Source organism: Cohnella sp. GCM10012308, from assembly GCF_042649185.1.
Lineage (GTDB): Bacteria > Bacillota > Bacilli > Paenibacillales > Paenibacillaceae > Cohnella.
Genome location: NZ_JBHRYU010000007.1, coordinates 1 through 19,169, shown reverse-complemented (window position 1 = coordinate 19,169; position 19,169 = coordinate 1). Strand labels below are relative to the sequence as shown.

The 19,169-nt window shown below is 61.1% G+C and carries 17 protein-coding genes; 6 read left to right on the top strand and 11 right to left on the bottom strand.

What is annotated here, in order from left to right:
• Nucleotides 1-79 precede the first annotated feature (79 nt).
• A complete protein-coding gene (locus tag ACFOTD_RS10640) occupies nt 80-721 on the top strand; it encodes a DsbA family oxidoreductase (protein WP_378118446.1) in 642 nt (213 codons plus the stop codon).
• A gap of 85 nt (nt 722-806) precedes the next feature.
• Here the strand turns inward: ACFOTD_RS10640 and ACFOTD_RS10635 are convergent, their stop codons facing one another.
• Nucleotides 807-1,730 carry a LysR family transcriptional regulator gene (locus tag ACFOTD_RS10635; RefSeq protein WP_378118444.1) on the bottom strand — a complete coding sequence of 308 codons (924 nt, stop codon included), beginning with the start codon at nt 1,728-1,730 and terminating at the stop codon, nt 807-809.
• Between the two features lie 133 nt (nt 1,731-1,863).
• Between ACFOTD_RS10635 and ACFOTD_RS10630 the strand changes: the two genes are divergently transcribed.
• Nucleotides 1,864-2,940: a YeiH family protein gene (locus ACFOTD_RS10630; protein WP_378118442.1), complete on the top strand. Its 1,077-nt coding sequence runs from the start codon at nt 1,864-1,866 to the stop codon at nt 2,938-2,940.
• An 18-nt stretch (nt 2,941-2,958) separates the two neighbouring features.
• Here ACFOTD_RS10630 and ACFOTD_RS10625 read toward each other — a convergent pair whose 3' ends face one another.
• From ACFOTD_RS10625 to ACFOTD_RS10595, 7 genes are all read right to left on the bottom strand, one after another.
• The gene (locus ACFOTD_RS10625) at nt 2,959-4,086 is read right to left on the bottom strand and encodes a GerAB/ArcD/ProY family transporter (protein ID WP_378118440.1); all 1,128 of its coding nucleotides are present in this window, start codon (nt 4,084-4,086) and stop codon (nt 2,959-2,961) included.
• Between the two features lie 18 nt (nt 4,087-4,104).
• The gene (locus ACFOTD_RS10620; protein ID WP_378118438.1) at nt 4,105-4,347 is read right to left on the bottom strand and encodes a hypothetical protein; all 243 of its coding nucleotides are present in this window, start codon (nt 4,345-4,347) and stop codon (nt 4,105-4,107) included.
• Between the two features lie 7 nt (nt 4,348-4,354).
• Complete coding sequence (locus tag ACFOTD_RS10615) at nt 4,355-5,542, bottom strand: Ger(x)C family spore germination protein (RefSeq protein ID WP_378118436.1); 1,188 nt, start codon at nt 5,540-5,542, stop codon at nt 4,355-4,357.
• A 32-nt stretch (nt 5,543-5,574) separates the two neighbouring features.
• Nucleotides 5,575-7,104, bottom strand: a complete 1,530-nt coding sequence (locus ACFOTD_RS10610; RefSeq protein WP_378118435.1) for a spore germination protein — start codon at nt 7,102-7,104, stop codon at nt 5,575-5,577.
• 302 nt (nt 7,105-7,406) lie between these two features.
• Complete coding sequence (locus ACFOTD_RS10605; protein WP_378118433.1) at nt 7,407-8,273, bottom strand: transglutaminase family protein; 867 nt, start codon at nt 8,271-8,273, stop codon at nt 7,407-7,409.
• Nucleotides 8,270-9,223 carry an alpha-E domain-containing protein gene (locus ACFOTD_RS10600; RefSeq protein ID WP_378118431.1) on the bottom strand — a complete coding sequence of 318 codons (954 nt, stop codon included), beginning with the start codon at nt 9,221-9,223 and terminating at the stop codon, nt 8,270-8,272. Before ACFOTD_RS10600 ends, ACFOTD_RS10605 begins: the two co-directional genes overlap by 4 nt.
• 21 nt (nt 9,224-9,244) lie before the next feature.
• Nucleotides 9,245-10,699, bottom strand: coding sequence for a circularly permuted type 2 ATP-grasp protein (locus tag ACFOTD_RS10595; protein WP_378118429.1), 1,455 nt, complete (start codon nt 10,697-10,699; stop codon nt 9,245-9,247).
• Between the two features lie 442 nt (nt 10,700-11,141).
• Between ACFOTD_RS10595 and ACFOTD_RS10590 the strand changes: the two genes are divergently transcribed.
• Nucleotides 11,142-13,004, top strand: coding sequence for an ADP-ribosylglycohydrolase family protein (locus ACFOTD_RS10590; protein ID WP_378118427.1), 1,863 nt, complete (start codon nt 11,142-11,144; stop codon nt 13,002-13,004).
• Nucleotides 13,005-13,025: 21 nt separating this feature from the next.
• Here the strand turns inward: ACFOTD_RS10590 and ACFOTD_RS10585 are convergent, their stop codons facing one another.
• Complete coding sequence (locus ACFOTD_RS10585) at nt 13,026-13,928, bottom strand: helix-turn-helix transcriptional regulator (RefSeq protein ID WP_378118425.1); 903 nt, start codon at nt 13,926-13,928, stop codon at nt 13,026-13,028.
• Nucleotides 13,929-14,044: 116 nt separating this feature from the next.
• Nucleotides 14,045-14,761: a DUF1861 family protein gene (locus ACFOTD_RS10580; RefSeq protein ID WP_378118423.1), complete on the bottom strand. Its 717-nt coding sequence runs from the start codon at nt 14,759-14,761 to the stop codon at nt 14,045-14,047.
• On the opposite strand from ACFOTD_RS10580, the gene ACFOTD_RS10575 reads away from it, so the two are divergent.
• The 3 genes from ACFOTD_RS10575 to ACFOTD_RS10565 all read left to right on the top strand — a co-directional run bounded on the left by ACFOTD_RS10575 (nt 14,693) and on the right by ACFOTD_RS10565 (nt 18,059).
• Entirely contained in the window at nt 14,693-15,946 is a 1,254-nt protein-coding gene (locus ACFOTD_RS10575; protein ID WP_378118421.1) for a helix-turn-helix transcriptional regulator, read from the top strand. The two genes, ACFOTD_RS10580 and ACFOTD_RS10575, sit on opposite strands and share 69 nt — an antisense overlap.
• 46 nt (nt 15,947-15,992) lie before the next feature.
• Nucleotides 15,993-16,991 (top strand): glycoside hydrolase family 130 protein, encoded by a 999-nt coding sequence (locus ACFOTD_RS10570; RefSeq protein ID WP_378118419.1) that lies wholly within the window; start codon nt 15,993-15,995, stop codon nt 16,989-16,991.
• A 174-nt stretch (nt 16,992-17,165) separates the two neighbouring features.
• Nucleotides 17,166-18,059 (top strand): cation diffusion facilitator family transporter, encoded by an 894-nt coding sequence (locus ACFOTD_RS10565; protein WP_378118417.1) that lies wholly within the window; start codon nt 17,166-17,168, stop codon nt 18,057-18,059.
• Nucleotides 18,060-18,699: 640 nt separating this feature from the next.
• Here the strand turns inward: ACFOTD_RS10565 and ACFOTD_RS10560 are convergent.
• Nucleotides 18,700-19,169 (bottom strand): integrase core domain-containing protein (locus tag ACFOTD_RS10560; protein ID WP_378118415.1); only part of this gene is annotated, 470 nt, incomplete at its 5' end.

Sequence of the window (19,169 nt, the reverse complement as noted above, 5' to 3'; positions counted from 1 at the left end):
CCGTCCGTTCTGGCATACTCAAGGTGTCGGCGACGCCTTGCGCCCGCCCCAACTTCATAGAGACGAGGAGCTTACGCTCATGCATATCGACATTTACTCCGACATGGTCTGCCCTTGGTGCAGAATCGGCAAAAAGAACGTGGTCGACGCGATTGAACAGTGGGTCACAGAATCCGGAGAGGAAGTCACCGTGAGCTATCATGCCTTTTTGCTGGATCATTCGCTGCCGCCCGAGGGGCTGCCTTTCCGCGCTTCGATGGCGCACAAGATGGGCGGCGAGCACCGCATCGAGGAGATGCTGCAGCGCGTGACCGATGCCGGCGCGGCCGTCGGCGTGCCGTTCCGGTTCGACAGGGTGACCCGGATGCCCAATACGGTGCTGGCGCATCGCCTGACCGCGATCCTGCCCGCAGACCGGCAGGAAGCCTGGATCGACGCCGTCATGATGGCATATTTCGAGTACGGCAGAGATATCGCGAAGCGCGACGTGCTGCTCGAGATCGCTGCGGATCTGGGACTTGAGACTTTTCCTCTCGAGACGGCGCTGGACGAAGGCCGCGGAGCCGAAGAGGTCCAAGAGGATCTGGAGCGCGCTTCGGCCATGGGGATCTCGGGCGTGCCCTTCTTCGTGCTGGACGGCAAGTACGGCCTGTCCGGCGCCTATCCGGCAGCAGAATTCGTCAAGGCGTTCGGGAAGATCGCGGAGCAGAGCGGGAGCTAGGCCCGGATTCAGGTCAAGCAAGTGAGCGGGAGGGCCACACGCGGGCGGCGGTAAAAGGAAGCTTGCATCAGACTCCAACCGCCGTTCAGCCGAGGTCGCTCGAATCGATTCCGGCACGCTCCATGAGCTGCCGGGTCGTCTTCTCCAACTGCTCGAGAAAAGCCTCCAGCGTGCGCGTCCGGACATCTCCTTTTCGCAGCAGCATATAAAAGCTCCTTTTAAAAGGCAATCCCGGCGCCAGGACCGTCCTCAGCGCGCCACTCTCCAACTCCTTCCGCAGCGACCAGCGGGACTGAAGCGTAAGGCCAAGCCCGGCCTCCGCCATTTCCTTGACCAACTGCGTACTGCCCAGCTCCATCATACGAGGCGGGCGGATGCCCCACGTCTCGAACATCCGCTCGGTCGCCGCGCGCGTACCGGAGCCCCGCTCTCTTACCAGCCAAGCTTCCTCTTGCAGCCTGGCCCCCTCGACTTCGGATGCCCCTGCCAACGCATGCTCCGCGCCTGCGACAATCACCATTTCGTCACCCGCGATTCGCCGGCTCTCCAAGCCAGGTCCGATCTCTTCGCCTTCGACGATGCCGACGTCGAGCTCCCGCTTGCGCAGCCGCTCCGCGATCTCTGCGGTATTCGCGATTGCAATGGAAGGCCTGATATCAGGGTAGACGCGCATTAAATCGGCTAACGTACGCGGCAGCACGTATTCGCCGAACGTATAGCTCGCACCGATGGCCAACGGGCCGCGCACGCTGCCCGACAGCTCGTCCACCATCTCTTGCATCCGATCGTATAAAGCTCCGATCTCCTTGGCATGCGCCAGCACGATCTCGCCCGCGCGCGTCAGCGCGACCGCCTTGCTGCTGCGATCCAGCAGGCGGGCGCCGAGCGCGGTTTCGAGCGCGCGGACATGCTGGCTGACGGCAGGCTGGGTCATATGAAGCCGTTCGGCCGCGCGGGAAAAGTTCCTCATCTCGGCAGCGACGACGAATACTTGCAGCGCGATATCCAAGCTTCCCACCCCTCCATTCATAAGTAAATACTTATCATTAATATAACAATAATTCATTTCTCTTATGGAATAAAGCCAGCTATGCTTTCACTATCAAGATCTCACGCAAGCAAGCGATAAGGAGATGGATAAAATGAATGGCGCTCCCCAAGGCCGATTACAGCCCGATCTCCTGCCGCGCACGCGCCTGATGCGCCGCACCGGCCACGCGCGCAGCTTGGTGCCCGGATTGGCGCTCGCAGCCGCGTTGGCCTTGCTCGGTTGGCAACTAGCCCGCATTCCCGGATTCGGCCTGTTCGGACCGATGGCCTGCACGCTGTTGGCTGCCGTCGCTTACCGCCAGTTGTTCGGCTACTCGGAGACATTGGCGCCGGGCGTACGCTTCGGCACGACCAAGCTGCTTCGCGCAGCCATTATTTTGTTCGGTCTGAAGCTGCCGCTCGGCGCCGTTCTTCAGCAGGGCCTGCCGCTCTTGGCGAGAAGCGTCGGCACGCTCGCCTTCTCGCTGGCAGCCGGACTTGCGTTGGGCCGCCTGCTGAAGGCCGACAGGCAGCTGACGCTGCTGCTGGCCGTAGGCACGGGCATTTGCGGCGCGGCCGCGATCGCCGCCGTATCTCCGCTGATCGCGGCCAGGGAAGATCGTACCGCGACCGCGGCGGGATTGATCGCGGTCGTCGGCACGGCGGCGGCGGTCGCCTCGATGCTGCTGGCGGATGTCCTGCCGCTAAACGGGACAGCTTACGGCCTGTGGACCGGCTTGACGCTGCACGAGATCGCGCATGTCGCCATGGCTGCTTCGGCAGGCGGACCCGATGCGCTTGCGAGCGGCATGCTGGCCAAGCTCGCCCGCGTGTTCCTGCTGGTGCCGCTCTGTCTGGCGCTTCACTGGCGCAGCAATCGCCTGGCCCGGCGCCACACGACAAGCGAAAAAGAAGTCGCAGCAAGCGCCGCAGCCTCATTCCCCTGGTTCTTGATCGGCTTCCTGGCCATAAGCCTGATCGGCTCGGGCTTGACCGCCGCCGGATGGCCGCTCCCTTCCCGCGTGACCGACGGCGCCTCGACGCTGACGACCGTCCTGCTGACCGTTGCGATGGCCGGCATGGGCCTTAACGTGAATATCCGCACGCTCCGGCAAGCGATGCGCCCCATCGCCGTCCTGCTGATCGTATCCGCGCTTTTATCGGGATTGACGCTCGTCACCCTACTCTAAACGTGTTAAGAACGAACATTAAGCATTGTCGCCTTCACTTGCCGGATGGACGGAATCCCGCCCGTCCGCTCTGCCTCGCAGCAAAGAAACGGCGAGCAGCAGCATCGGCAGCACGATCAAAAACAAAGAAGAAAACGGCAGCCAGCATGTCGATAGAAATTGAATAACGAAAAACATATCCGGATAGCAGGCGAGAGAAAGACCGATCATGCCGATAGCCAGCGGCCATAAAATCGCCCGGATATCAGAAATGCGGAACGCCTGCCGGAAGCCGATCAGCGACGCATGAAAGGACAGCGTGATCTTCAGAAATATCGAGCAGATCCAAATAAAAATCATGATGCCCTCGATCCGCTCGAGAAAGCGCCCGATCTTGATGTTTTTGGCGAGCGTATAGGCCGGATAAAGATTGTTGGCGGTTAAGGGCGCTTCCAGTACCCCGATGCAGCCGGTCGTCATGATCACCAGCACCGCGCCGCCTAACGCAACGCCGAGCAGAAATCCTCGTTTCCTTGCACCGCCGGTTTCTACGCGCGGGTACAGCATAAACAGCACGACAAGCTCCTGAAGCCCGAAAAAGTTGAGACCGCCCTTGAAAACAGGAAAGATGCCCTGTTCGAGTACAGGCTTCAGCCGATCAACGTCAAACAAGGGAAGCAGCGGCAGAACGAAAAGGACGAGCAGCAGCACGATCCAGGGGAAAAAGATTTCCGCCGCATAAGCGTAGCTGCGAAACCCGGAACGGACGGCGGACACGACAGCCGCCACGAACAAAATTTCAAGCGCCTCGATCGGCGTTTCGGTCAATATCTGCGAGGACATAAAGAACCCCATATCGCCTACCATCAACGCGGCCAGCAAATAAAAGAACAGACTGAAAAGAAAGCCGACGACCCGGCCCGCCCAGACACCTAGCAAGGTCTCCGCGATCTGCGTCAGATTCTGCCCCTCGTGACGCTCTGCAAGAACCAGGTACAAGCAGGCTATGCCTAAATTCAGACCGAATCCGAAGGCGGCCGCGATCCATGCATCCTGCTCCGCCGCTTGAGCCAGTCCCGCCGGCGCAATCAAGATGGAGGTGCCGAGCATGAAGAAAAAAGTCACCACCATGTACGTCCGGGCGCTGACGGCGGAGATTGCTCCCATGCGGCGCCTCCTCTCTCTTTAAGGCTTAATCTGCAGACCCGCCGCCCTGACCGCCGCCTCAATCCAGGAGAGCGGATTGGGCAGCGGGACATGAAGCGAGAACGCCGCATACCATCCTGATGTCAGCAAAAGCAGCGACAGAAATACCGCGATATTTTTTATTTTTTCTTTCTTTTCCTTTACCGCGGCCAAATTTCGAACCTCGTAGACCGCGATCGCAGCAGCGCTTGCCGCGATGCCGATTACGCCGACCAACGCCATACCGCATTCACTTCCTCACGTTTTCTTCAACCGTCAGGTTAATGCTGCCCAGCTTGCGGATATGCAGCACAGGGTCGATTTCCACGTCCAAATTACGAAAGTAGTTGTTCCAATCCGGTATTTCTCGCCATAAGGACGGCCGCTGTCGATGAACTTCGCGACCGAAGCCAAAAATATCGGTCCCCATCTTCTGGGCCTCCTCGATTCCGTCCTGCATCAATTGGGAAATTTGGTTGCGCCCCGCTTTCTTGATGCGTTCGACGGTCGCGGGATCAGATAAGTCCGCCCTGCATTCCACATCGGAAATGTTGGCCTCAACGCGAAGATCGACATGAATGGCCGGACGCCCCCTCTTCGCAACCACCCGGATTTTTGAAGCCGATTCGGTCACCGCAAGCGATATATAACCCGCTTCGTCGTCGCATCGCTGTACGCCAAGCGTCTGCTTAATCGCGTCCTGCAGGTAATTGAGCGCCTTGGTCCCGTTCGGGCTCAGCCAGCCCACCATACGATCTTGCCGGAAAGCCGCCATGCCGTCGTAAACCAGCAAAGCTGCAGGTTCGATGGTCTGATTCAGCCTACGCGTACGGCCGGCCGCCTGGTCTCCGTCGATTCGGACAACCGTCAGCGCGGGAGACTTGCCCGGCGAAGCCAGATCCATGAGCAGGCGGTCTAGCGTAATCTTGCCTGTCGCCGCCCAGAGCGCGTCCGAGTTGAATAGCTTGGTGTACATGTTGTTCGCCGGAATTGGATCCATCGCGCTGTAGGTGGCGAGAACATTCTCCGGCGAAGTGCCTCTGGCGACGATAAGAAAAAAGTCGTTGCGCATCTCGGTATCGCGAGATAAATAGTCCAGCGGCTTCGACAGTCCCTCCCGGGCCAGACGCTCGCCGAAAATAACGATCCGCAGGTGGGAGAACATCAGACGCTTGGAGGATTTGACCGTCATCTTCCGGACTGCCTCCGGAACGGTTTTGCCCGTTTCGCTGAACGTGACGACGCTCTGCAGATTGGCGTTCGTGCCATTTCGCGTGGACACCTGGCTTGGATTGACCAACTGCACGGATACCCGGTAGCCTTGCTCAGACACTTCGATCCCCATCCCTACGACGATCGCCAACTCATTGAGCTCGTGACGGCTCCAGCACCCCGTCGTCGAGGGCACTAGGATCATCAGCAGAATCGTCGCCGCCACAAGGCGCGTGCCCCTCTTTGGGACAGGCTTCATCACGGCCGATCGCGCCCCCTCTCAGGCGCCGGAACACGCAGACGCCGACCGGACACGGCCGAAGACGGCCGTCGCGTCATCCAGCGAAACGGAACGCGCACGAATCCGTCCCTCAGCTCGCGCCACCGAAGCGGAGCGAACGGCGTCATGTACGGAACGCCGAAGGACTCCAACTTGCACAGCTTTACGATAATGACGATGACGCCAAGAAATACGCCGTAGAGTCCGAACGCTCCGGCCAGCGCCATCAATATAAAACGCAAAATCCGTGCTGCTATGCCCATATTAAAAGCCGGCATAACGAAGTTGGATATAGCCGTGATCGATACGACGATGACCATTCCCGCAGTCACGAGGCCCGCTTCCACAGCTGCCTGGCCGATGACCAGCGTCCCCACGATCGAGATCGACTGCCCGATCGTCTTGGGCATCCGCACGCTCGCCTCGCGCAAAATCTCGAACGTCACTTCCATCAGCAGCCCCTCCATAAAAGCCGGAAACGGTACGCCTTCCCGCTGGCTCGCGAGATTATAGAGAAGTGTCGTCGGAATCAGCTCCTGATGGAAGGTCGTCACCGCGATATAGAGCGAGGGGGTCATCGTCGCCAGAAAGAACGAAATAAAGCGCAGGACGCGCACCAGCGATGCAAAATCCGGCCGCTGGTAATAATCTTCGCTCGATTGGAAGAACTGGACGAACAACGCAGGCACGACAAGCACGAACGGCGTGCCATCCACCAGAATGCAAACCTTGCCTTCCAGCAGATCCGCAGCTACGACGTCCGGCCGCTCCGTATTGAACATAGTCGGAAAAGGTGAGTATTGTTTTTCCTGGATGCACTCCTCGATATAGTTGCTCTCCAGCACCGCATCGATATCGATGCCGTCGAGCCGCCTGCGCACCTCTTGCAGCACGCTCTCCTTTACGACACCGTTTAAATAAGCCACAACAACCCGGGTCCGGCTCTGCCTGCCGATCACCCTCGTCTCCATCCAGAGGTCCGGCGTGCGGAGCTTGCGTCTAAGCATGGACGTATTCCAATCCAGCACTTCCGTAAACCCTTCTCGCGGGCCCCGGACGACAGACTGGACGTTCGGCTCTTCGACCTGGCGGGCCTTTGGATCGGCCGCATCTACGGCCAGGCCCCGGTTGATGCCATCCAGAAGAATCAAGGCGCAACCATTGAGCAAGCAGCCGAGGAGCCCGTCCCGCTCCGATGCGTCGAGGACGATGCGCTCAATCAGGACATGGTCCCTCAGAACGTCAAGCCAATCGACCGGCTCTCCGCCGTCCTGCGGCACGGTAGGAGGCGGGCTCAGCAGCTTGCTCGTCACCGGCTGGATATTGGACAGCCCCTCTGCATACAGCACGGCCCCGCGAAGTCCGCTCCCGTCAGGCAGCGACAATTGAAAAGGTTGGATCTTGATGTCCGAGCTGCCGCCCAGCGCGCTCATCAGCAGTTCAAGATTATCGTCCAGCGCGTCGAGAAGCACGATATCGCTCGGCGTAGCAGCGGCACTAGCGGTCATCGGCATCCCTCCATCCCGCGAATACCTTCAGGGTGACCGAAGCGGAACCAGATTATTCCGATATTGCCAGGTGATTGGGCGTCAAGATCGTCTCACTAGAGCCATCTATAGAGCTGGCCGGGCGCTGTAGCACCAATATTTGAGCTTGGAGAGGGAAAAGGCATATTCACCTCGGACATCAGCAAAAAGGTACAGCTTCCCCGCTTCTCGGGAGACTGCACCTATCTCAGCGCTTATTTGGCTGTCTTCTTTGCATCCTGGTCTCATTGCCAATCCCGGCCAGGGCCGGCGGCGTCGTCCGTCTATCCCGCCAACTGCACGTCCACGCTCACCGTCAGCGTCTGCTCTCCGGTGCCACGGTAGACGCCCTTGACCGGCACGATGTCCAGGTAATCCCGGCCATGCGCCAGCTTGACGTAACGCCAATCCACGAGTCCGTTGTTGGTCGGATCGAAGCCCTGCCAGCCCATGCCGGGCACATAGACCTCGACCCATGCGTGGGACGCCTGCTCGAAGTCCGCGTTGCGCCCCTGCAGATCGCCGACGAAGTGATACCCGCTCACGTACCGCGCAGGTACGCCGCGCATGCGGCAGATCGAGAGCAGCAGATGCGCGAAGTCCTGGCAGACGCCCGAGCCGATGGCGATCATCTCGTCGGCCGTCGTGTGGACCGCCGTCGACAGCGGCTTGTACTCGAAGTCGCCGAAGATGCGGCCGGACGCGCATTGGACGAAGTCGAACACGCCGACCTGCCCGGCTCCGCAGACCGCGTCCTCCGCGTATCCCGCGACCGTCGGATGAAAAGTCGCGAACGGCGTAGGCAGCAGATATTCCGCATTGGCATCGCGGAACGCGTCGGTGCGCAGCCTCGCCCACGACTCGGACGGCTCGGTCTCCGGCTTGCGCTTCATCTCCGAATCGCGGGTGACGACCGTCGACTGGGAGGTGATGACGAGCTCGCGGTGCGAATGGTTGGCCGTGAAGGCATGCACCCGATTGCCGAAGTAATCTTCGTAAGACATCAAGGACACGTTGGGCTCGATGATCAGGCGATGCTGATAGCAGGCCTGGCGCTCGTCCGTCCGCGGCGCAAGCCGCAGCTCATTGACACTGTCCGTCACCGGCGCGCCGTACCGGTAGGTCGTGACGTGGGTAATATCCAGCTTCATGCCGTGACCTCCCGTCCGGGGGAAAAAAACGCCTTCGCAATCGCTTCGCCGATCTGCCTGTTCGTGGCCAGCAGCTGCTGCAGAACGGCGTTAAGCGAATCGGCATTGATGTCCGGGCGCTCCAGCCATCCCAGCTCGGAACGGGCCTTGTCGGCGGTCCGGATGATCCGGTCGAGCCCGGAGCCCGATCGGCTCGCGCCGGCCCGCAGCGTCTGGAGATGATCCGCGAAGCTCGCGAGCGCATAGTGAACGGAGCGCGGGAACCGCTCTTGCGCCAGCAAAAACGCCCCCACCTCCTCCGTGCTCAGCTCCTCGATGCCAAGCCTGCGGAAGGCTTCGTACCCGCCAACAGACTTGAGCACGGCCATCAGGTAGGCGTAAGAGGTGGTTCCCGTCTCGGCGGTATATCGCAGCACGGATTGGAGCAGCCGCACGATATTTTCGGAACGCTCGAGATAGCGCCCGCTCTCCATCATGCTGTAAGCATCGTCGCGCAGCGCGATCGACACGGCCGTCCCCTGGAATGCCGCCAGCCCCTCCTTGATGCGCTGGTAGAACCGATGGGGCGAATCTCCGAGCACTTCGGCCGTATCGCAGCTTTTTAACCACAGGTAGAAGCCGTTCAGCAAATTCCACAGCTCGGAAGGAAGCCGATCCCGGATCTTCCTCAGATTGTCCCGCGCCTGGGCGACGCAGACGACCAGCGAGTTGGCCTGCGTCGCGTCGAGCGTCAGGAAATGGATGACGTCTCGCTCGCCGTAGGCGGCATGCTTCTCTTCATAGGCGGAGATGTCGCCGATCGCGCCCACGATGCGGCGCCACACCTGCTCATCCGGCCCCTGCTCATCCTCCCGAAGATGATAGTACACGTCGATGAGCCGCGCGTGGTTCTCCGCCCTCTCCGTGTAGCGTCCGATCCAGAACAACGATTCCGCGATGCGGTCCAGCATAGCATTCCCTCCTCGTCACGATCAGGCTAATACCCATGTATCCTTGCAGCCGCCCCCTTGGGACGAATTGACGACCAGCGAGCCTTCCTTCATGGCGACGCGGGTGAGCCCGCCGGGCAGCACGTGCACTTGCCGGCCGTTCATGAGCGCGAACACGCGTAGATCGATATGCCGCGATACGAGGCGTCCGTCCATGCACACGGGCGCGGTGGACAGCTTGATCGTCGGCTGCGCGATATAGTTGTCGGGATCGGCCATAATCTTCTGCGCGAAGGCAGCGCGCTCCCCCTCGGTCGACGACGGACCGATCAGCATGCCGTAGCCGCCCGACAGCGAGGTCTCCTTGACGACCATCTCGTCCAGCCGCTGCAGCACGTATTCCCTTTCCTCCGGACGGCTCATGAGATAAGTAGGTACGTTGGAAAGGATCGGCGTCTCGTTCAGATAGTAGCGGATCATGTCCGGCACGAAGGTATAGATCGCCTTGTCGTCGGCGACGCCCGTGCCCGGCGCGTTGGCGATCGCGATATTGCCGAAGCGGTAGGCGTTCATAAGTCCGGCGACGCCGAGCATCGAATCCGGCCGGAAGGCCAGCGGGTCGAGGAAATCGTCGTCGATCCGTCTGTACAGCACGTCGATCCGCCGTTTGCCGCGGGTGCCGCGCATGTAGATCTTGTGGTCCTCGCAGACGAGATCTCGCCCTTCGACCAATTCGATCCCCATCTGCTGCGCCAGAAACGCATGCTCGAAGTACGCCGAATTGAAGCTGCCGGGCGTCAGCAGCGCGATGACGGGATCGCTCTTGTCCGTCTGGGCCATGGCGCGGAGGGAGGACCGGAAGGCGTCCAGCGTACGGTCGATGCCGCGGATCGCGTGGGAGAAGTATAGCTCGGGAAAATCGTGTGTCATGATCGAACGGCTTTTGAAAATGTACGAAAACCCCGAAGGAGATCTCAAATTGTCCTCCAGCACGAAGTAATCGCCCTTTTCATCCCGGATCAGGTCGATGCCCGAGGCCGTCACGTAAGCGCCGCCCGGCACGGAGAGACGCATCATCTCGCCTCTGAAGTAGCGGTTGCCGAGCACCATGCGCCTGGGAATCAGTCCGTCCTGGAAAATATGCTGCTCGTGGTACACGTCCTTGAGGAACGCATTCAGTGCGCGCACGCGCTGCGAGACGCCGCGCTCGATCTTCTCCCACTCGGCCCCCGGAATGATGCGCGGCACGAGGTCGAACGGTATCGTGCGCTCCAGCGCCTCGGACTGGCCGGGCTGGGACAAGGTGAAGGTGATCCCCTCCTCCAGCAGCCGCCTGTTCATCTGACGCTGCCTGGCGGCGCGCTCGTCTAGGCTAAGACGGGAGAGAATGGCTTGGACTTTCTCGTAATGCCCCCTGACCTGCGTCCCCTCGAACATCTCGTCGTAAAACTTGGAGGCGGGAGGCGACAGCGAGGTGATCGCGTTCCATAATTCCATGACTGCGGCTCCTCTCCGCGCGGATAAACGAAGGAGAAGAGCCATTCCTCCCTTCGGGCGGGGATCCGGCGATGAGCGTCTGCCTGTCGGCATCCGCTGTTACAAGAATCATATTCTCCCGCGTTTGCGGTGTCAATGTATTTTACATAAAAGAAACAATTTTTACGTATAATCTAACTCATATATACCATTAAGCGTCACAAATGAGTGGAATGTTTACAAGCGGCACGCCAAAATCACAATAAAATGACCTTAAATCCGAACTTTCCAATTGAAAACCCCTATACATAACAAATACATTACACAAAAAAGCAAAAGAAATGGCTGGATGTCTTTCTTCTTCCGCCCGTCAATCGGCGAATCTCATCCATTCCAGCGCGATTGCCGCCGAGCTATGTTTAAGCGGTAACCGAATATATAGCGATGCGAGGCGAATGGCCTAATGGAAAAGTTCGTGTTAAACGAAAAGGACTACTATGAAAAGGTGTACGGCGGTTGGCTCGGCAAAAATATCGGAGGAACGCTCGGCGTCCCGGTGGAAGGGGTCAAGGAGCTGCTTACGCTGGATTTTTACCCGGTGCTGCCCGACGAGCCGCTGGAGAACGACGATCTGGACATGCAGCTCGTCTGGCTGCACGCGCTGGAGCAGTACGGGCCGCATCTGACCGCGCGGCACCTGGGCCAGGAGTGGCTGGACCATATTTTTTTCCCGTTCGACGAGTACGGGTACGCGCTGGCCAATCTGCGCAGAGGGCTGCTGCCGTCGGTCGCCGGCTGGCACAACAACCCGTTCGCAGACTGCATGGGCTCGCCGATCCGATCGGAGATCTGGGCGATGGTATCGCCGGGCGCGCCGGAACGGGCAGCCGCGTACGCGCGCGAGGACGCGATCGTGGATCATGCGGGCGGCGAGGGCGTGTACGGGGAAATGTTTTTCGCGGCGATCGAGAGCGCCGCGTTCGTGGAGTCGGACCGCGATACGCTGATCGGCATCGGACTATCCTATATCCCGGAGAGCTGCCGTACAGCGCGGGCGGTGAACGACCTCCTCCGCTGGCACGCGGAAGGCATCGGCTGGCAGGAAGCCCGCGCGCTCGTGCTGGAGCGTCACGGCAGCGACAACTTTACGGACGCGCCGCAAAATATCGCCTTTACGATACTCGGCTGGCTCTACGGAGAGGACTTCGGGGACGCCATTCTTAAAGCGGTCAACTGCGGCTACGACACGGACTGCACGGGCGCCACGCTCGGCGCGATCCTCGGCATCGTCGGGGGAAGGAACGCCTTGCCCGACCGATGGATCGAGCCGGTCGGCCATCGCGTCGTCGTCAGCCCGCCGGTGAACGGATTTCCGGCGCCTGCCGACCTGGACGAGCTGACGCGCCGCACGATGCGCATCGGACGGCAGGTGCTGTCCGCATGGGAGCTGCCCGTGCGTCTGTCGGCCGCCGAGCCGACTTCCGGACGGCTCGATCTGTCGCAGCGCGGGCTGCCGCAGCATGAGCAGGTGCCGAGCTCCAACCAATACCTGCTGCCGCCGGGCTCGGTCGCCGAAGCCGCTCGCCGGCTGACGATCGAATACGGCGCCGCAGGCCCGTCGATCGGGACCGGCTGCCGCCGCACGATCGCGTTCAGCCTGTCGAACGACGCGCGAACGGCGTGGACGGGCACGGCCGAGCTCCGTCTACCCGAGGACTGGTCCGGCGGAGAGGCTAGCGCGCCGTTCGTCGTCGAACCTGGCGCGAGCGTCTCCTGGACCTGCGAGCTCGCGCACGGCGGGGCGGCGTTGCCTAACTACTCGCTCGCGCTGGTCCTGCGCAGGCAGCACAACGGCCGCGTCTGGAGCGAGGAGACCGTCCCCTTCGCGCTGGTCGCCGCGCCCGGCTGGTCGTTGACGGGGCCGGACGGCCGAACGGCCACCGCTTTTTTCCAAGACAACCGGCTGGCATTCGCGGAGGCGCTCGGCACGGAGGCGCCGGGTGCCTATACGGCGACGACGACCGCTTATATTCCCACGCGCCGCAAGGTACGCTGGATCGCCGCCACCGAGGCGCCCGTCACGGTGCGGATCGACGGCATGACGGTCATCGATTGCGAGGCGCGCACCGAATACATGCCCGCGCTGCACCGTGCGGTCCGGAGCAAGCTCGTCGAGCTTGCGATGGAGCCGGGCGAGCATCGGATCGAGCTCAGCGTTATTAAGGGAGCGGAGCCGCTTCGAGTGACATTCGTGCCCGCCGCGGCCGAGGGAACGTCCGATCCGGGTCCGCACGACCTGATGATCGACATCGCGTTCAATCTTTAGGCGGCTCGCCGGCCAGGCGGGTCATGGCGTCTCCCGGCTCGCGTTGTTCCGGCAAACGGTCGGCGTCTCTCCCGTCAGCTTTTTGAACAGCCTGGCAAAATGGTACGGATCGTCCAGCCCGACATCGGCGGCGATGCGGTGGATCGGCTCCTGCGTCGCCTGCAGCAGATGCTTGGCCTGCTGGATGCGCAGGCGCTGGACGTAATCGAAGATCGTCATGCCGCCATACTTTTTGAAGATCGCGCAAAGATAGCGATAGTTGAGTCCAAGCTCCGCCTCCAGCATGTCGCCCGTGAGCGGACGCCGATAATTGTTATCGAGGTGGGAAACGAGGCCCCGGTATGCAATATAGGCCGGCGGGAGCGGACTCTCTTTCCGCTCGCGGCCCAGCAGCTCGCTGGCTAGCTGCTCGAGCATCGCCTCCAGCAGCATGCCTGCGCGGAAGCGGTAGTAGCCCTGCCCCCGTTCGAGCTCCTCGACGAGCCGCTCGAACAAGCCGAGCAAGGCGTACCGCCCGACGGCCAGCGCCTGCTTCGGCAGCAAGAGCGGCTCCTCGGGCGCCAGCGCTTCAGGGACGCGAAGATCGAACCGCCCCGGCGGCGAAGACTCTCGCGGAGGCGCCGCGGACGTCAGATCGATGGGCGCGAGCGGCGGATCCGCGGAAAATTGCACCCAAAAAAAGCCGCCCTCGGACGCCTCCGGCTTCCAGCCCCGGTGAGACTCCCATGGCGACAGCAGCATGATCTCGCCCGCGCGCAGCACGATGCGCTCCTGCCCGGCCTGCAGATAGATCGGCGCATCCGCGGCGGCGATCAGTTCAAAGTAAGGGTTGGCATGCTGCGTCGAGGCGAATTCGGCCGTCTGCCGGTGATAACGCGCCCACTTGACGTCCAGCCTGGTCATACGGGACATAGCGTAATACATGATCGGCGCTCCTCCGGCTCCGCCGCAGCCGAGCGCCTCCCGGCCTTGCGCATCCGCGCAAGGCCTCTCCTGTCGGATCGGGGAGCCGCTCGGCCCGGACGAATCAGTTAGGCCTATTATAAAGGAGCCCGCGCAGGTGCAAAAGAGGGAAGTACGCAAGCGGTGACGATCCTGCCGTGCGCCGCGAACGGATCGTCGATGAGAAGCCGCCCCGTCTCGGTGTCGCCGATGCCGCTGTACAGATCGACCTTGCCGTCGGCCCGCGGCTCGATGCCCGCCGCGAACGCGCAGTCGGCCAGCCGCGGACGCTTGGCCGGTCCGTCCGGATAGCAAGGCCTGGTGCCGATGACGCGGTAATCCGACCATTCGCCCGTGGACGGGTCCAGCACGAAGGATACGCACATGTACGACAGAAGGTCCTCGCCGTTCTCCGACACATTTTTATAGCCATGATGGCCGATCACGCCGATCAGACCGCCGTCCAGCAGGTAGGCCTGATTGCAGCCGCCCCACTCGCCGGGGCCGAACAACCCGTGCAGCAAAGGCGCCTGCCCGACGGCCTCGGGCGTCAGTCGGTCCAGGCTGTCGACGACCGTGAAGCCGATCATGGACAGCGAGCCGTACCGCGCCAGAATATCCATCCCCTTGGGACGGGAAAAAACGCCGATCCGGCCATCCGCCAGCTCGACCAGTCGGATGTCCTTCATGCCTTCCGGGCCCGTCGTAGCTACATCACGAGCCGCTACCGCCGGGCGATCCAGGAAATGAACCGTTCCAAGCTGGAGCGGCGCGACATCGTCCGCACCTTCTACTTGCGCAAGCTGCTGACGCAAAGCGGCTCGCTGAGACAGGACGAATGGGAACTCGCGCTCGCCGACAATCGTTCGCCGCTCGACCTGGGCAAGCCGCTGACGATCGTGCTTGTCCGCCTGGACCGCTACGAGGAGCTCGTCCGCAGCAAGAGCGAGGCGGAGCTGCGGGTTTACCCGTTCGCCGTGGCCAACATCGCGGAGGAGATTCTGTCGCGTCATTATGCTTGCGATCATGTCGAGCTGAAGGAAGGTCTGCTGGCGCTGCTCGTGAACGGCGCCGAAGCGCATTCGGATTCCGATTCGGACCCGCAGGCGGACGAGGCGCGGCTGCTCGGCTGCCTCCGCGAGATTCGCGATACCGTGCACGGCTATTACCACTTCTCGTTCACCTGCGCGGTCAGCGAAACCATTATGCACGGCGAGCCGCTGTCCGACCGCTACGCAGCCGTATCCGCGCAGCTCGACGGCCGCCTGATGTACGGACACGGCGCCGTCGTCACGCCGGGCATGCGTCTTGCGCAGCGCAGCGACTATGACCTGCCGCTGCTCGAAGAGCTTCACCGCCGAATCGAACGTGCCCTGATCGAAGCCAAGCTCCCCCAGCTGGCGGAAGCGCTCGACGCATTCATGAACGAGCTCGCCCGATACGATTACGACGGCGTCGTTCAGCATCTGCTCCAGCTGCTGCCCGTCATCCGCCATACGGTGCAGCAGATGGACCAGCATCGCGTTCAGACATTCTCGCTGAACTACGGAGAGCTGTTCAAGACTGTCATGTCCAGAGAGACGCTGGACGACGCTAAAACAGTATTGCTCGCCGCGCTCGCGGACTTGATCGAGGAACAGAAGCCGCGTACCGATGTACGCCGCGGTCTGCTCGTCGAAGCGATCAAGGAGATCGTGCAGGAAAGCTACATGGACCCCGGGCTGAATCTGTCGGGAATCGCCGGCATGATCCGCATGTCCGAGAGCTACGCCGGCAAGCTTTTCAGAGACCACGAGAAAATGTCCGTCGGCGATTACGTGAACGCCGTCCGGCTGGAACACGCCAAACGCCTGCTCGTCGAGACGAACAGCAGCGTGAACAGCGTCATGGAGCAGACGGGCTTCAGCAACCAAAGCAATTTCTTCAGGCTGTTCAAGCGGCACTTCGGCGCGACGCCCAAGGAGCTGCGCCTGACCGCCTCCGGACAGCTTGGCAAATGACTGCGTCCGGGCGACCCGGCCCGGCGCATGGCGAAGGAGAAACGATATGACGGTTGGAACGATCGGCAGCCTGCGATCACACGAAGCGCTGGTCCGCCATCCCGCGAATCCGGTGCTGAGCGCATCGAACGTGCCCTATCCGACGGCGTTGGTGTTCAACGCGGGCGTCGCCAAGTACGAGGGCAAATACGTGATGGTTTTTCGAAACGACTACGGCTCGCTCGCCGAGCAAACGCTGGCGCCGCCCGATACGACGGATCTCGGCCTGGCATTCAGCGACGACGGCGTTAACTGGCAGGTCATGCCCGCTCCCTGCTTCAAGCTGAGCGACGGCGAGATCGTGCGCGCTTACGATCCGCGGCTCACCGTGCTGGACGGCCGCTGCTATATGTGCTTTGCCGTCGATACGCATCACGGCATCCGGGGCGGCGTAGCGGTTACGGACGATTTCGAGCGGTTCGAGATTTTGTCGCTGTCGACGCCGGACCTGCGCAATATGGTGCTTTTCCCCGAGCGCATCGGCGGACAGTACGTCCGGCTCGAGCGTCCGTTTACCGTATACAGCCGCGGCAGGGACCGGTTCGACACCTGGCTCTCCCGCTCTCCGGATCTTGTGCATTGGGGACGCTCCAGCCTGCTGCTGACCGTGGAGGACGTGCCCTATGCCAACGACAAAATCGGCCCTGGCGCGCCGCCCGTCCGTACGGACCGCGGCTGGCTCACGACCTTCCACGCCGTCGACGTGGATCCGTCGCGCGGCCGCAACGGCTGGGAGCCGGCTTGGAAAAAGCGGTATACCGCCGGCATCATGCTGCTCGACCTGGACGATCCGTCGCGCATCGTCGGCATGTGCCGCCGGCCCTTGCTCGTACCCGAAGCCCCGTACGAAACGGACGGCGGCTATCGCAATCACGTCGTCTTCCCCGGCGGGATGATCCTTGAGCCGGACGGCGAGGTCAAGATCTATTATGGCGCCGCCGATACCGTCGAATGTCTGGCGACCGCGCATGTCGACGAGCTGGTCAAGGCTTGTCTGGAGCCTTAAAAATCATTCGAGAGCCGTTCCGAGCCGCCTCCGGCCCGGGGCGGCTTCTTTCTTTTCGCATCAAAAATCGTACAGGTTTCCCCTGCCGCCAAGGCTTCATTTTCCGAATTAGGAATCCTGCGCGGCGCTATGATAGAATATCGGAACAAAGATTGGCAAAAGGAGCCACCGCCGTTGACCTCTAAAGCAAACGCAGGGCTGCTGTCCATCTGGATCAGCCTTGTCAGCAACATCGCGCTCACCATTCTCAAGATCGTCGTCGGCCTGCTGTTCGCGAGTCCGGTGCTCGTGGCCGACGGCATTCACAACGCCGGCGACATTATCGCCACCGTGGCGGCGTTAACGTCGTCCATGGTATCCAAGAAGCCGGCGGACGAAGAGCACCCGTACGGCCACGGCAAAGCCGAGGTCGTCGCTTCCGCGCTCGTCGCCATCATCCTGGCGATCGCCGCGCTATGGATCGGCTACCATGCCATCCTGACGCTCCGGGAACCGCCCGAGAGCGAGAGCCTGCTGCCGCTGGCCGCCGCCGTCGTATCCCTCGTCTGGAAGCAGGCCCTGTACGTGTACACGATCCGGGTCGGCCGGGCCATTAAGAGCAAGAGCGTGCTCGCCACCGCCTACGACCATCTGGCCGACGTGTACGCTTCGCTAGCTGCGGTAATCGGGATCGGTCTGGCCTATATCGGCGAGCGGCTCGACTGGTCCTGGGCCGCATACGGCGATCCCGTAGCCGGCATCGTCGTGTCGCTGCTCGTGCTGAAGCTCGCCTACGAGATGGGCACCGACGCCATCGATATCCTGATGGAGCGCAACGTATCGCCCGCCAAGCTCGCACAGTACGAGAAGGTGATCGCCGGCGAGCCTGAGATCAAGCGGATCGACCGCGTTCGCGCCCGCGAGCACGGACACTATATCATCGTCGACGTCCGCGTCGGCATCCCGAGCCACTATACGATCCAGCAAGGCCACGACATCGGCCGGGCGCTCAAACGCTGCATCATGGACAGCGATCCCGACGTCGTCGAGGTGCTCGTCCATATGAACCCCTGGAACGAAGGCGAATAAACGCAAACGAGCTGGCATTAAGCCGGTAAAAGCGAAAGGTACGGCCCCGTAGAATGCGCAGGAGGCTGTACCTTTTTTCATGCGCCGCTCCACGCTCACTTTTTTAGCGCGTACAGCCCCCAAGCCTGGCACTTCCGCCGCTTCAAGCTCATCTATCGCCTACAGCACGCTCCTGCGCCCTCGTCACCTATGTAACGTTGTTTTATCGCTTGCAGCGCAGGTTTGCTCCCGCAAACGCGCTTTTCCTGCCTCGCCCTTCAGTTCGCCGTCGCCGTATTGGTTTAAGAAAGACCGTCATAGTGATCAATGACACCCGGACGGCGCCCTTAGCGTTGGAGGATATTCCATACCCAATCGCGCATAACGCCTGTCGACAGCTCATCCGCCAATCGTTCCGATGGACCCGCCTATCGTCGCCCGCGTCACTCTTTTAACCGTAACGCCTGCAAATCCGCATCTATTTCCGCCGATGTCGGCCTTTTTAAACAAGATAACTGCAAAAACGCAGTTATTTTCCTTCACCAGCCCCTTTTCCGGCTTGTGATTTGAATTTACCTGCACATTCGGCTAGGCCCCCTAAAACTGGAGTCATGGCCTACAATGATTCGATCTTTACAGCGTAGGTCTTTATTTCGCGCGATTACACCGATCTGTAATAGTCTGAAGCGTCTTCCAATGTCTTGACCCATGCCGCAAATTCTGTTGGAGCCATGTTCTTTAAACTGCCGTGCATCTTGCGGTTGTTATAAAAGTCCATGAATTGGTCGAGCGCTTCATAAGCTTCCTCAAGCGTTAGGAATGTACGATTACTGAACAAACATTGCTCAAGAATGCTGTGGAACGATTCGATGTAGGCATTCATATTCGGTGTCCGCGGCGGGATCCGTTCATGGACCATCTCCCAGCACTCGCACATGTCTTGGAACAGCTTACTGACGAACTGAGGGCCGTTGTCCGTGCGGATCACGGGCATCGCTTCACCCGGCTGAAGGCGCTGCTGCAGCGCGGTCCCGAGGGTCTGCACAGCGTGCTTGGCCTCGCAAGCAGTGCCCCGGTACTGGCCTACCACGACGCGGTCGAACACGTCGATGATGCTGAGTACGAAAAAGA

Excerpts from the sequence above, each read along its gene's own strand:
- ACFOTD_RS10600 (WP_378118431.1), bottom strand. The coding sequence starts at position 9,223 with ATGCTGGACCGCATCGCGGAATCGTTGTTCTGGATCGGACGCTACACG.
- ACFOTD_RS10575 (WP_378118421.1), top strand. The coding sequence starts at position 14,693 with ATGAACCGTTCCAAGCTGGAGCGGCGCGACATCGTCCGCACCTTCTAC.
- ACFOTD_RS10585 (WP_378118425.1), bottom strand. The coding sequence starts at position 13,928 with ATGTATTACGCTATGTCCCGTATGACCAGGCTGGACGTCAAGTGGGCG.
- ACFOTD_RS10625 (WP_378118440.1), bottom strand. The coding sequence starts at position 4,086 with ATGGGAGCAATCTCCGCCGTCAGCGCCCGGACGTACATGGTGGTGACT.
- ACFOTD_RS10595 (WP_378118429.1), bottom strand. The coding sequence starts at position 10,699 with ATGGAATTATGGAACGCGATCACCTCGCTGTCGCCTCCCGCCTCCAAG.
- ACFOTD_RS10605 (WP_378118433.1), bottom strand. The coding sequence starts at position 8,273 with ATGAAGCTGGATATTACCCACGTCACGACCTACCGGTACGGCGCGCCG.
- ACFOTD_RS10570 (WP_378118419.1), top strand. The coding sequence starts at position 15,993 with ATGACGGTTGGAACGATCGGCAGCCTGCGATCACACGAAGCGCTGGTC.
- ACFOTD_RS10610 (WP_378118435.1), bottom strand. The coding sequence starts at position 7,104 with ATGACCGCTAGTGCCGCTGCTACGCCGAGCGATATCGTGCTTCTCGAC.
- ACFOTD_RS10590 (WP_378118427.1), top strand. The coding sequence starts at position 11,142 with ATGGAAAAGTTCGTGTTAAACGAAAAGGACTACTATGAAAAGGTGTAC.
- ACFOTD_RS10620 (WP_378118438.1), bottom strand. The coding sequence starts at position 4,347 with ATGGCGTTGGTCGGCGTAATCGGCATCGCGGCAAGCGCTGCTGCGATC.
- ACFOTD_RS10630 (WP_378118442.1), top strand. The coding sequence starts at position 1,864 with ATGAATGGCGCTCCCCAAGGCCGATTACAGCCCGATCTCCTGCCGCGC.
- ACFOTD_RS10640 (WP_378118446.1), top strand. The coding sequence starts at position 80 with ATGCATATCGACATTTACTCCGACATGGTCTGCCCTTGGTGCAGAATC.